The organism is Winogradskyella sp. (assembly GCF_045105575.1).
GTDB lineage: Bacteria > Bacteroidota > Bacteroidia > Flavobacteriales > Flavobacteriaceae > Winogradskyella.
Genome location: NZ_JBGCDQ010000027.1, coordinates 76,355 through 88,994 on the forward strand (window position 1 = coordinate 76,355; position 12,640 = coordinate 88,994).

A 12,640-nucleotide genomic window follows, 5' to 3' on the forward strand; every position below is an offset into this window, starting at 1 on the left:
AAATTTTTCTATACATTTTTAGCATATTCGCTTTCAACTCTTAAGCTCTTAATTCTTCCACTTTTATACATTTTTAATATATTAGCACAAACAAAATATACTTGAAATACTTTTCTTATATAGATCATTTAAAGCTTACTATTGCCGATCTTACTAACTTTTCACCATACACCTTAAAATTAGTTATTGATACACTAAACAAGGAGAATATAAAGGATACAACTTCAATTTTAAATGGTCTTGAGGATTCTAAACTTAGATCTTATCACATCACTATTGAAAAGCATATTTGGCTAAAAGAACTCCTCTTATCAAATATTAGTGAATTAAAAAACCATGACATAAAACTTATTACTACTCACAATGAAGACGATTTCGATGGTTTCAGCAATTTTTTAGAACCTTATTTACAACCTATTTTACCTGCCTTAATTAACCAATTAATTGCCGCAAATGCACTTAAATTACTATTGCATATTCTTGGACAACCTTACCTGTTTTGTGAAAACATAAAAAAAGATGTCATAAGTATCTTAAAACAAAAACTTCGTTATGCAGATAGTGAGTTAAAAACTATAAGTGCTGGCCAATCGTATGAACATATTAATTATATAAAGTACTACCACTTTTATACTATTCTTAATTTATATGAACCACACTTTAAACTGCCGTTACTTAAACTTTATGATACTATTATTGATAAGAAATCAAAATTTAATAACAATGCACTAGATCCAATATTTAGATTCGTTACTCAAGCTCAAGTCGCTTTTAAAAGAAGTCAAATTGATGACGTAACCTCAAAGTTGTATATTGATAATAATGCAGAAAACGCCATAACTGACGCCTACAATGAGTCGTCGGTAAAGGTTTTGAAATCTAGCAAATCATTACTTAAAATTTACGCGCTTTTAGGTTTAGTTACAGTGCTTCTAATAGCTGTTCTAATTTTTATTTTCTCGCTTTATAAAAATTATATTCATACTGAAAACACAAATGAACCATTAGACAGCAGTAACTCTAACAAAACGAAAAGAACTACTTACGATAATCGCATTAGATTTTATTACACCTTAAAACGGCGAACCTTAAAAACCAAATCAGACACTACCGCTTTCAATGAAACAAAGCTTACACCTTTTTCTAATCCATATCCTAAAACATTTAATAAGCTATCAAATAATAGTGTACCATCTGAAAATACCAAGGTTTTAATTGAAAATAAATCTTACGAAGATTTAATTATTTTTAAGATGGTAAAAGGAAAGGATCAATCGCTTTATATACCAAAAGATGAAACCACTTACATCGACTTAAATCCTTCGGATTCATTATTATTTTATGTTGGTGACTACTTTATAAAATCAGAATTTTCGCGATTTAAAAACCAAGTTGCTATTTCAGAAATTTATAATGTTATTACTACTGAAAATGCGAATAGCCCTAAACCTGCCGTAATTACAATAAACGGAACAGACGAATCCACTCCCTTTTACAGGAAAGTTATTACGGAAAAACATATTGAAACCAGTGAAAATTTAGAAATCCAAAGAGTAAGTATTGACAATCTTTACAGGAATTATTATGATAAATATGCTAATTAAATCACCTCTGCCACTACAAAAGTACTGCCTCCAACATAAATTAAATCATCTTTATTAGCATTTGATTTTGTGCTAATTAAGGCTTCTTTTACACTATTGTAAGAACTTCCGACTAATTGATTTTTTTCAAAGACGGTCTTCAATATTGCAGCATCTAATCCTCGTTGTACATCTGGTTTACAAAAATAATAGACTGCATCTTTAGGCAGCAATGGCATTATAGATTCTAAATCTTTATCATTAACCACACCAAAAACGATGTGTAACTTTTGGAAAACTTCACTTTGTAATTGTTGCATGGTATAATGAAGTCCTTCTTTATTATGCGCTGTATCGCAAACTATCTTAGGCTCATTTTGTAAAATTTGCCATCGTCCTTTTAGACCTGTGTTTTTAACCACTTTTAAAAGACCTGTTTCTAAATGGTCATCTGTTATCTTAAAACTTAAGCTGTTTAAAACTTCTACGGCTTTTATAACGGTCTTTATATTGTGGGTTTGGTAAGATCCTTTTAAATCACTTTCTAAAGTAGTACCGACGGTTTGATCTGCAAAATAAATTTCAGAATTAGTATCAATGGCTTTTTGAGTAAAAACGTTTTGAGTTTCAGGATGAGTTTCGCCTATAACTATTGGAACACTCTCCTTTATGATACCTGCTTTCTCTCCTGATATCTTTTGAAGCGTATCACCTAAAAATTGCATATGGTCATAACCAATATTTGTGATTACAGATAATTCTGGAGTAATGATATTCGTGGAGTCTAAGCGTCCGCCTAATCCGACTTCAATAATAGCAATATCCACGTTTTCTTTTGCAAAATAATCGAAAGCCATACCGACAGTCATTTCAAAAAATGATAATTGATTCGCTTCTAAAAAAGTTTGATTTCGTTTAATAAAACCAATAACAGCAGCTTTACTCATCATCGTTCCATTAACACGAATCCGCTCTCTAAAATCTTTTAAATGAGGTGATGTGTACAATCCAACTTTATAACCTGCTTCTTGAAGTATTGAAGCTAACATGTGACTCGTAGAACCTTTACCATTAGTTCCACCAACATGGATGGACTTAAATTGGTTTTCGGGATGACCTAAATGTTCCGCTAAGTTTAAGGTGTTGGTTAAATCTTTTTTAAAAGCAGCAGTCCCTTTATTTTGATACATTGGAAGCTGCTGGAACATCCAATTGACCGTATCTTGATAATTCATTTATTGACCTAAAGAGAAATTAATACTTACAAAACCAACTTGAGTGGTTGGTGCATTAGCGTCTGCAGGCCATTTATGAGACATTGCAATTTTTCTAGCTGGTTCTAACAAACATGGATCTGTATTTGTTGTGCCTCTAATACCTGGCTCAGCTTTTACAACTTTACCTTGTTTATTGACTTCAATTCTAACAACCACTAGGCCATACTCGTTACAATCTTGTTTAAATATTTGCTTTGATGGTCTTCCTCTTCCTCCTAGACCATAACCAACACCACCTTTACCTGGACCTGAACCACCAAAATAACTAGCAGCATAAGGGTCTCCATCTAACTGTCCTTTATTTCCGCCTTGACTATCTGGCCCCTCGCCTCCATCTGTATTCCCTTCAGCATTTTTTACGCCTCCAATCAAATTGTCTAGTTTTCTCTTCTTCTCTGCCTCTTCAGCACGTTTCTTTTCTTCAGCTTCACGTTTTTCTCGCTCAATTTTTTCTGCTGCTGCTTTTGCATCTGCTTTAGCTTTCGCTTCGGCTGCATTGGCTTTTGCTTCTGCTTCTTTTTGCTTTTTTATAGCAATAGCTTCGGCATTCTCTTGTGTTAAAACATCTTCTGCTTTTGCCGGTGCTTCAGTTTCAGCTGGTGTAACTTCAGTTTCTTCCGGTTGTACTTCGTCTACAACTTCTTCCTCTACCACTTTATCTTCAACTGCTTTTTTTGGTTCACTTAGAGGTTTGTTACCGCTTCCCATATCTGTAGTTCCAAAATTTACTGCAACACCATATTCTTCTGGTGGATCCATATATTGAGGTCCAACAACAAACAATAACAGCATTAATATCAACACAATGAGTGTTGTTATTTTAGCTGAATTTCGTTGATGTTTAGAGTTAAGATATTTCATTTTTTAAGTAAAAACCTAAATGACTTATTGTGATGATTTTACCGCTAAAGTTGATTTAATTTTATTTCTATTGGCAATGTCCATTATAAAAACTACATGTTTCATTTCAACATCTTGATCTGAACGTATGGTTATGGACTGATTTCCATCATTTCCTACTTTAGATAAAACTTCGGCCTCTAAATTGGCTTTTGAAACCTGTTTCAGATTCACAAAATATTCGCTGTTTTTATTCACGCTTACCGATACGTTTTTAGTTTGGGTGGTTTTACTAGACGATTTTGGTAATAATAAATCTATAGCTTCAGCCGATACTAAAGTCGATGCAATCATAAAAAAGATTAATAACAGAAATACAATATCAGTCATTGAAGACATATTGAATTCTGGTGTAATTTTATTTCTTCCTCTAAGATTCATATTACATAGGTTCGTTTAGTAAGTCTAAAAACTCTACCGAATTGGCTTCCATTTGGTAAACGACCTTATTCGTTCTTACGACTAAATGGTTATAAGCTACGTAACTTATAATCCCAACTATTAATCCACCAACGGTTGTGGTCATCGCTGTATATAAACCGTCTGCGAGTGTTTTAATATCTATAGAGCCCCCAGAATTAGCAATTTCGAAAATAGATATAATCATACCAATTACGGTTCCTAAGAAACCAATCATTGGTGCTGCACCAGATATAGTTGCTAAAACACTGACGTTCTTTTCGAGATCGTAAACTTCTAACTTACCAGCATTTTCGATAGCAGCGTTGATGTCTTCGAGTGGTTTACCGATTCTGGTAATCCCTTTACTAATCAATCTTGAAACAGGTGTGTTTATTTGTGTACAAAGCGCTTGTGCAGATTCAATTTTACCATTACTGACATGGTCTTTGATTTGATTCATAAAATTAGCATCTACTTTTGAAGCTGCTTTTATGGTAAACAAACGTTCGAAATATATATAGATCGCCAATACTAAAAGTATAAAAAGAATACCAATAATGGCAATACCAGCAGTTCCACTGCTGCTTATTAATTCTATAATGGAAAGTGTTTTTTTAACCGGTTCGCCTTCTGCTAAGACTTCAGCCGTTTCTTGAATAGCACTTAATGATATCATACTAAAATATTTGAGTTTTTAAGTTCTTGATGTTATAACGTTAAGATTTTGGCTTAAGTATATTTACACTTTTAATACTAAAAAATAGATCTTGTCACCATAAAGGCAGCTGCACCAGCAATAAAACCAACAAACGCTAGCCAAGATATTTTCTTTAAATACCAGAAGAAATCTATTTTTTCCATTCCCATAGCTACAACTCCTGCTGCAGAACCTATGATTAACATACTTCCTCCTGTTCCTGCTGAATAGGCTATAAAATGCCACAATTCGTTATCTAAAGGTTCTGAAAACATGCCTAAACTGGCTGCAACTAAAGGCACATTATCAATTACCGCAGAACCAACACCTAATAATAAAACGACTAAATCCGAAACACCTTCGCCATGATACTCGGTACCTAGCATTGGCATACTATCTTGAAGTGAACCTGCAAAACCATAAAGAATACCTAATGATTCTAAAGCTGCAACAGCCATTAATATCCCTAAAAAGAATAAAATACTTGGTAGTTCAATTTTAGATAAAGAATAATGCACAGGACTATGACTTGCACTAGAAGCGTGTTCCTCTGAACCCACCTCCGAGATTGCAAATTTTGAATTACTGTATACTTCGGCAAAAATGGCTACCACACCTAATGACAACATCATACCAACGTAAGGAGGTAAATGCGTAATCACTTTAAATATTGGCACAAAAATAATAGCACCTAAACCTAAAAATAACATGGTTGAACTGTACTTGTTTTTTGGTTTCCCATCTGCCTCTTGTAATTCTAAAGTCCCTTGAAATGGTTTTAAAAATGAGGCTATGAATGTTGGCAGTACCATACAAATCAATGAAGGGATAAATAAATATGAAAATAATTTACCTGTAGATACTTTATCGCCAATCCAAAGCATTGTGGTTGTAACATCACCAATTGGAGACCATGCACCACCAGCATTAGCAGCAACGATAATTAAACCTGCATACCAAATCCTAACATCTCTTTCTTTTACTATTTTCTGAAGAATAGAGATTAAAACAATCGTTGCGGTAAGGTTATCGATGATAGCTGAAAGTATAAACGCTAAAATGGAAAACATCCAAAGTAACTTTTTTCTACTATTAAAATTTACCGCATTTTGAATGGTAGAAAACCCATCGAAATAATCAATAATTTCAACAATGGTCATTGCACCTAAAAGAAACACTAAAATCTCGGCAGTTTTGCCTAGATGATGTAAGAGGGTTTCTTCCATTAAATGCATTTTTTCTTCATGCGGAAGCATACCAAAGTTATCCATTAAGTTATGCTTAGCAGAATCGAACCATTGGGTAAAGTCGTCTATACCTAGAGAAATTAATGCCCAGCTTATAGCCATCATTACCAATGCTGGTATTAATTTGTCGATTTTAATATTATGCTCTAATGTTATGGCCAAATAGCCAAAAACAAATACAAGAATTATTACTGTTTCCATACTAAGGGATATATTATATTAATTGTCTAAGGGCAATTTCGAAAGCTGTTTCGCTAATGCCTATTTTTGTTGCATTATTTTTATGTACTTCTTTTAAAGCTTTTCTAATAACGTTAGACGTATCTTTAAAAATAGCTTCATCAGTCATTTGTACTTTGCGTTCCATGAAATAGGCAAAAACCCTAGCCATACCACAATTTGAAATAAAATCTGGGATTAAGCTAACTTTTTGATCCGTATATTCCATGATAGAGCCAAAGAAGATTTCTTTATCGGCAAAAGGGACATTTGCACCACAGGTAATAACTTCTAATCCTGTAGAAATCATTTGATCTATTTGACCTTGCATCACTAGTCTTGATGCTGCACAAGGTGCAAAAACTTCTGTTTTTAGAGACCAAATGCGTTCGTTGATCTCGTTAAAAGGAATAAGATGATCCGCGATTAGTGTATTTCCATTTTTGGCCAAATACAAATCCGTAATTTCTTGGAATGAAAAACCTTCTTCATTGATTAATCCACCAACCTTATCAATAATTCCGACCACTCTTGCTCCCATTTGAGCAAAGTAAAAAGCTGCCGCAGCACCAACATTGCCAAAACCCTGAACAATAACACGTTTTCCTTTTACAGAATCTCCATTAATATCATAAAAATGTTTTGCAGCAATGGCCACACCATAGCCTGTAATCATATCAGCAACCGTGTATTTACGACCCACATTTGGAGAATATTTTGGGTTTTCGAGCACTTTAATAACCCCTTGTCTTAACTGACCAATTCTATTAATTTTATCTGCTATTGTAGGTTTAAAATGGCCTTCAAAAACTCCTTCTTGCGGATGCCAAACACCACTCTCTTCGGTAATGGGAATCACTTCATGAATTTCATCAACATTTAAATCTCCACCTGTTCCGTAATAACTTTTCAACAATGGAGATACCGCTGCATACCAACGTTCTAAAACTCCTTTTTTTCTCGGATCTTGCGGATCAAAATTTATTCCAGATTTTGCTCCTCCAATTGCAGGACCAGAAACTGTAAATTTAACTTCCATTGTTTTAGCTAAAGACAATACTTCGTTTCTATCTAAACCTTTTCGCATTCGGGTTCCACCACCAGCAGCTCCGCCACGTAATGAATTTATAACAGTCCAACCCTCAGCATCTGTTTCTGGGTCGTTCCAATGAAATACGATTTCAGGAGACTTGTTTTCGTATTTCTGAAGTAATTCTTTTATCAATTGTTATCGCTTTAAATTCTAATAACAAATATAAAAAACAATCGAAGTTAACGAACGCTTCTTAACCTTTTCTTTTAACATAATATATGTTACAGATGAATCAATTTTCAATTTTTGGAACCAAAATTTTTCCAGAAGAATGATCCCGTTTCGCACCTGTCACACTCTTTAAGCAATTAATCTCGTTTCGATACTTTAAGACTCCTAACAATCCGAAAATTAGTGCTTCCTTATATTCTACAATTTGATTATTTGGAATTACAATTTTAGATTTTGAAAAATAAGCTATTCTACGCATCAAAAAATCATTATAAACTCCGCCACCTGTAACTAATACAGTATGCTTTTCATGTGAAGTAATTTTTGAAATTTGAATGGCAACATGTTCAACATAAGACCTTAGCACATCTTCAATAGTGAGTTTAAATGCATCAATTAGTGGGAAAATATGTAAATCTACCCACTCTAATCCCAAAGATTTTGGAGGTTTTTCTTGGTAAAAATGAAGTGCATTGAGTTGATCCACTAAGTCTTCATTAACAGTTCCATTTGAAGCCAACTGCCCTTTATCATCATACTCTAAATCTAATTGCGATACATAATGATTCAATACAATATTAACGGGACAAATATCGAATGCAATTCGTTCCTTATTTTTTTCGAAAGAAATGTTAGCAAAGCCACCTAAATTGAGACAATAATGATATGAACCAAATAGCAATTGGTCACCAATAGGCACTAAGGGTGCTCCTTGACCACCAAGTTTAACATCCTGAACTCTAAAATCACATATGACCTTTTGATTTAAAAGATCTGCTAAAATCTGATGATTTCCTATCTGATAGGTTAAACCAAGTTCTGGTTGATGCAAAGCCGTATGGCCATGAGATGCTATAAAATCAATATCTTGGATATTATGGTCAACTACAAAATTTGAAATTGTACTTGCTAGAAATTCAGAATAATTTAGATCAATACTTTTTAGTTGCTTCATTGATTTGTTAACCAAGTTAGTTAAAATTGATTTCCATTCAGCAGTATACGTTATCGTTTCTGAATTATGAATTTCAAAAGACCAAGACTCGTTAAAAGAAAAACTAACATAAATAATATCAATACCGTCTAAAGAAGTGCCAGACATTAAAGCGAGAATCTTAAAATTAGATTTTATCATATAAGTAAAAATAATATTACTTATTGAAAATACCATAATAAACAATTATCTTTGCATGAAATTTTTATGAAATCAATAATTACAAACGTATGGACTTTAGCTTAACAGAAGAACATTTAATGATTCGTGATGCAGCCAGAGATTTTGCACAAACCGAATTACTACCTGGTGTGATAGAACGTGATAATGCTCAAATTTTTCCGGCTGAATTAGTCCGAAAAATGGGAGATCTCGGTTTTATGGGAATTATGGTAGATCCAAAGTATGGAGGAAGTGGTATGGATGCCATTTCTTATGTGCTTATTATGGAAGAATTATCTAAAATTGATGCTTCTGCATCTGTGATTGTTTCCGTGAATAATTCTTTAGTTTGTTACGGTATTGAAGCTTATGGTAATGAAGCGCAAAAAGAAAAATACTTAACTAAATTAGCAACTGGAGAACATGTTGGTGCATTTTGTTTAAGTGAGCCTGAGGCTGGTAGTGATGCTACATCTCAGAAAACTACTGCTATTGATAAAGGTGATCATTACTTATTAAATGGTACTAAAAACTGGATCACTAGCGGTGGAAGAGCTGATGTCTTTTTAGTCATTGCTCAAACGGATAGACACAAAGGGTCGCACGGTATTAATGCTTTTATTCTTGAAAAAGGAATGCCTGGTTTCGATGTTGGACCAAAAGAAGATAAATTAGGGATTAGAGGTAGTGATACGCATACATTGCAATTTAATGATGTAAAAGTACCTAAAGAAAATAGAATTGCCGAAGATGGTTTTGGCTTTAGGTTTGCAATGAAAACGCTTTCTGGTGGTCGTATTGGTATTGCTGCACAAGCGCTGGGTATAGCTTCTGGCGCCTATGAATTAGCACTTAAATATTCTAAAGAACGAAAAGCTTTTGGTACAGAAATATGTAACCACCAAGCTATTGCTTTTAAATTAGCCGATATGTACACCGATATTGAAGCAGCCAGAATGTTAGTAATGAAAGCTGCCTGGGATAAAGACAATGGTCAAAACTATGACATGTCTAGCGCCATGGCTAAATTATATGCGAGTAAAGTAGCTATGGAACATACGGTTGAGGCTGTACAAATACATGGTGGAAATGGTTTTGTTAAAGAATATCACGTTGAGCGTTTAATGCGAGATGCCAAAATTACACAGATATATGAAGGCACTTCAGAAATTCAGAAAATTGTAATTTCGAGAGGTCTTATAAAAGAATAACCATAGTTGATACATTATTAAAAAGGCTTCAGAATTTAATTCTGAAGCTTTTTTATTTTACTGACAGTTCGTTAACTACTAACCTCAATTCACCATAAGAGTATTTATCATCTAGCTGGTGTTTTAAATCTGATAAGGTTTCAAAAGTCTTTTTAGGAATCATTTTCTTTAATTCTGAATAATGTGATTTACTCATCAATTCCAAAACTTTAACTTCACCAGTTGGTATGAAACTTGCTAAATGTCCGAAAATTGTATTTGCGGTTAATTCACGTTCTAGAGCGATTTGATCAATTGATTTTCCGTTTTTAAATAATTCTAAAGATACTTTTTTAGTATTCCCTTTTTGCTTTTTCGGTTTAGAATCCTCGAAGACAAGAGCGTCATTATTTACATCAATGTCATTTTCTTCACAATACGTTTTAATTACTTGAAGTATTTCTGTTCCGTATTTTTCAATCCGCGTCTTACCCATGCCGTGCACACCTTTTAACTCTTGCTTTGAAATAGGTAACAATTCACACATAGCATATAAAGACTTTTGTGTGAAAATTTGAAAATGAACTAAATCTTCACGACTAGCAATTTGATTTCGTAGTTCTCTTAATAGCTCAAAAAGCTCCACATTGGTTGTTCCGTCTATAACCGTCTTTCGCTGTTTTTTAGGTGTGTCTTTAGCTAAAAACACAGACTTTGCTCTTAATTCCAAAAAATTCTGCACATTAAAGCCATTCTTTAAACCTTCAAAAAACAATAATTTCGTAGCTAACAGCTCTTCTAGGGCATCGTAATGCTTGGTTAAATCTTTTTCAATTGACTTATTGTCCGTTGTAAAAGCCAAGGATTTCAATGCCAATACCATTGATGACTTCGTTTGCTCGTTAAAATAACCCACAGCTTTAATAAATCTGTCTTGTATGGCTGTATTTGATTCTGGGATATCAGTAGATTCTCCAATGCTTAATAGTTGAGCATTAAAAGATGTACTTACTTTTAAGAAACTTGCTGTAGTTTCCTTTATAACAGTCAAAGGCTTTTCAATGTCACCTTCTATACTGCCTCTGTTCTTATAATAAATATCAAGAATTCTATTTGCTGGGTATAGAAATTTAAAGAAATTGAAAATTTCAGAAATTAAATCTAATTGAAAATTTCGTTGAGATTCTTTTAATATAGCATCGTTTGGTTGATTTTCCTCTGCCTCTTCATTGAAAGCAATGACATTACTGTCACTTATAATTTGACTAGGTGTAATTTTACTTTTTAACACTAAACCTTCTAGTGACTTGCAGCGACTTAAAGCCACATAAGTTTGACCATGAGCAAAGGCACCTTCTGCATCTATAATCGCCTTTTCAAATGTTAAACCTTGACTTTTGTGAATGGTAATTGACCATGCCAAACGTAAAGGCATTTGTGTATAACTTCCAATATTATCTTCTGAAATTGCCTTTGTATTAGCATCAACAGTATATTTTATATTATCCCATACTTCTGGTTTAACCATAATATTAAACTCATCATCAGGACAACTCACCACAATTTCGTCCTTTTCCAATAAGATAACTTTACCTATTTTACCGTTAAAATATCGCTTTTCAATAGAACTATCATTCTTTACAAACATAACCTGCGCTCCCACCTTGAGTTTTAATTCTTCTTTATTAGGAAACGCATGCTCAGGAAATTTACCTTTGATTATTGCTTTATAGGTTCGTGACTGAGTTGATAATTTTTCTAGTTCTAAATTATTAGTTTGAACTGCTTTATTATTATGTGTGGTTAAAGAAATATACCCTTCCTCTTTATTTGGTGCAAATTCTGGTATATAACGTTTATTAAGATCATCAGCAGATTTTTGACTTAATCTATTATTCCTAACTTCATTAAGAATATCAATAAACACAGGATTTTCTTGACGATATATATGCTTTAATTCAATTGCTATTGGATTGGAAGCCTGATAAGCCAAACTACTAAAGAAAAATGCGTTTTTATAAAAAGGACTCAGCAGTCTCCATTCGTTATCTTTAACTACTGGTGAAAGTTGTTGAAGATCCCCAATCATTAATAACTGAATACCACCAAAAACCAAATTTCTATTTTTATAGCGTCTCAACGTTTTATCAATACCATCGAGCAAATCAGCCCGAACCATACTAATTTCATCAATAATGAGTAAATCTAAAGATTTAATAATATCTATTTTAGTTTTACTAAAACGTCTTGTGAAATTCGAGGAAGAACCTAAGTCATCATCAGGTAGTATTGGACCGAAAGGTAGTTGAAAGAACGAATGTATCGTAACACCCTTTGCGTTAATCGCTGCGACCCCTGTAGGTGCAACGATTACCATACGTTTATTTGATTGCTGCTTTAATTTATGCAGAAATGTTGTTTTTCCAGTACCAGCCTTACCTGTTAAAAATATATTCCTATTGGTATTATTAACAAAACTCCATGCAAGACTTAGCTCCCTATTCTCACTCATAATATAGTTCTTAATCCTTGTGTTGAAGATAATAAAAAGTAGACTTAAATAAAACTACGCACAAAAAAACCCTTACTAGCTTTACTAGTAAGGGTTTCATAATATCAACCATTGTTGACACAAAAAAGGCGGCGACCTACTCTTCCACAGTAAAGCAGTACCATCGGCGCAAACGGGCTTAACTACTCTGTTC

The 12,640-nt window shown here is 33.4% G+C and carries 10 protein-coding genes; 2 read left to right on the top strand and 8 right to left on the bottom strand.

Annotated features, from left to right (window positions below; all coding sequences use genetic code 11):
* Positions 1–101 precede the first annotated feature (101 nt).
* Complete coding sequence (locus AB8B52_RS07070; protein WP_406026596.1) at positions 102–1,604, top strand: hypothetical protein; 1,503 nt, start codon at positions 102–104, stop codon at positions 1,602–1,604.
* On the opposite strand, the gene AB8B52_RS07075 is transcribed toward AB8B52_RS07070, so the two are convergent.
* From AB8B52_RS07075 to AB8B52_RS07105, 7 genes are all read right to left on the bottom strand, one after another.
* The gene (locus AB8B52_RS07075; RefSeq protein ID WP_406026598.1) at positions 1,601–2,818 is read right to left on the bottom strand and encodes a bifunctional folylpolyglutamate synthase/dihydrofolate synthase; all 1,218 of its coding nucleotides are present in this window, start codon (positions 2,816–2,818) and stop codon (positions 1,601–1,603) included. The two genes, AB8B52_RS07070 and AB8B52_RS07075, sit on opposite strands and share 4 nt — an antisense overlap.
* Positions 2,819–3,721 (bottom strand): energy transducer TonB, encoded by a 903-nt coding sequence (locus AB8B52_RS07080; RefSeq protein WP_406026599.1) that lies wholly within the window; start codon positions 3,719–3,721, stop codon positions 2,819–2,821.
* A gap of 24 nt (positions 3,722–3,745) precedes the next feature.
* A complete protein-coding gene (locus AB8B52_RS07085) occupies positions 3,746–4,141 on the bottom strand; it encodes an ExbD/TolR family protein (protein WP_406026601.1) in 396 nt (131 codons plus the stop codon).
* Between the two features lies 1 nt (position 4,142).
* Entirely contained in the window at positions 4,143–4,838 is a 696-nt protein-coding gene (locus tag AB8B52_RS07090; RefSeq protein WP_406026603.1) for a MotA/TolQ/ExbB proton channel family protein, read from the bottom strand.
* A gap of 77 nt (positions 4,839–4,915) precedes the next feature.
* Positions 4,916–6,307: a sodium:proton antiporter NhaD gene (gene nhaD / locus AB8B52_RS07095; protein ID WP_406026605.1), complete on the bottom strand. Its 1,392-nt coding sequence runs from the start codon at positions 6,305–6,307 to the stop codon at positions 4,916–4,918.
* A gap of 13 nt (positions 6,308–6,320) precedes the next feature.
* Positions 6,321–7,547, bottom strand: coding sequence for a Glu/Leu/Phe/Val dehydrogenase dimerization domain-containing protein (locus tag AB8B52_RS07100; protein ID WP_406026613.1), 1,227 nt, complete (start codon positions 7,545–7,547; stop codon positions 6,321–6,323).
* 103 nt (positions 7,548–7,650) lie between these two features.
* Positions 7,651–8,760, bottom strand: a complete 1,110-nt coding sequence (locus AB8B52_RS07105) for an anhydro-N-acetylmuramic acid kinase (protein WP_406026607.1) — start codon at positions 8,758–8,760, stop codon at positions 7,651–7,653.
* A 53-nt stretch (positions 8,761–8,813) separates the two neighbouring features.
* On the opposite strand from AB8B52_RS07105, the gene AB8B52_RS07110 reads away from it, so the two are divergent.
* Positions 8,814–9,956, top strand: coding sequence for an acyl-CoA dehydrogenase (locus tag AB8B52_RS07110; RefSeq protein ID WP_406026609.1), 1,143 nt, complete (start codon positions 8,814–8,816; stop codon positions 9,954–9,956).
* A 52-nt stretch (positions 9,957–10,008) separates the two neighbouring features.
* On the opposite strand, the gene AB8B52_RS07115 is transcribed toward AB8B52_RS07110, so the two are convergent.
* Positions 10,009–12,447, bottom strand: coding sequence for a helix-turn-helix domain-containing protein (locus AB8B52_RS07115; RefSeq protein ID WP_406026611.1), 2,439 nt, complete (start codon positions 12,445–12,447; stop codon positions 10,009–10,011).
* Positions 12,448–12,640 lie beyond the last annotated feature (193 nt).

Bases quoted from the DNA above. Each gene is read 5' to 3' on its own strand.
- AB8B52_RS07075 (WP_406026598.1), bottom strand. From the start codon at position 2,818: ATGAATTATCAAGATACGGTCAATTGGATGTTCCAGCAGCTTCCAATG.
- AB8B52_RS07080 (WP_406026599.1), bottom strand. From the start codon at position 3,721: ATGAAATATCTTAACTCTAAACATCAACGAAATTCAGCTAAAATAACA.
- AB8B52_RS07085 (WP_406026601.1), bottom strand. From the start codon at position 4,141: ATGAATCTTAGAGGAAGAAATAAAATTACACCAGAATTCAATATGTCT.
- AB8B52_RS07090 (WP_406026603.1), bottom strand. From the start codon at position 4,838: ATGATATCATTAAGTGCTATTCAAGAAACGGCTGAAGTCTTAGCAGAA.
- nhaD (WP_406026605.1), bottom strand. From the start codon at position 6,307: ATGGAAACAGTAATAATTCTTGTATTTGTTTTTGGCTATTTGGCCATA.
- AB8B52_RS07105 (WP_406026607.1), bottom strand. From the start codon at position 8,760: ATGGTATTTTCAATAAGTAATATTATTTTTACTTATATGATAAAATCT.
- AB8B52_RS07110 (WP_406026609.1), top strand. From the start codon at position 8,814: ATGGACTTTAGCTTAACAGAAGAACATTTAATGATTCGTGATGCAGCC.
- AB8B52_RS07115 (WP_406026611.1), bottom strand. From the start codon at position 12,447: ATGAGTGAGAATAGGGAGCTAAGTCTTGCATGGAGTTTTGTTAATAAT.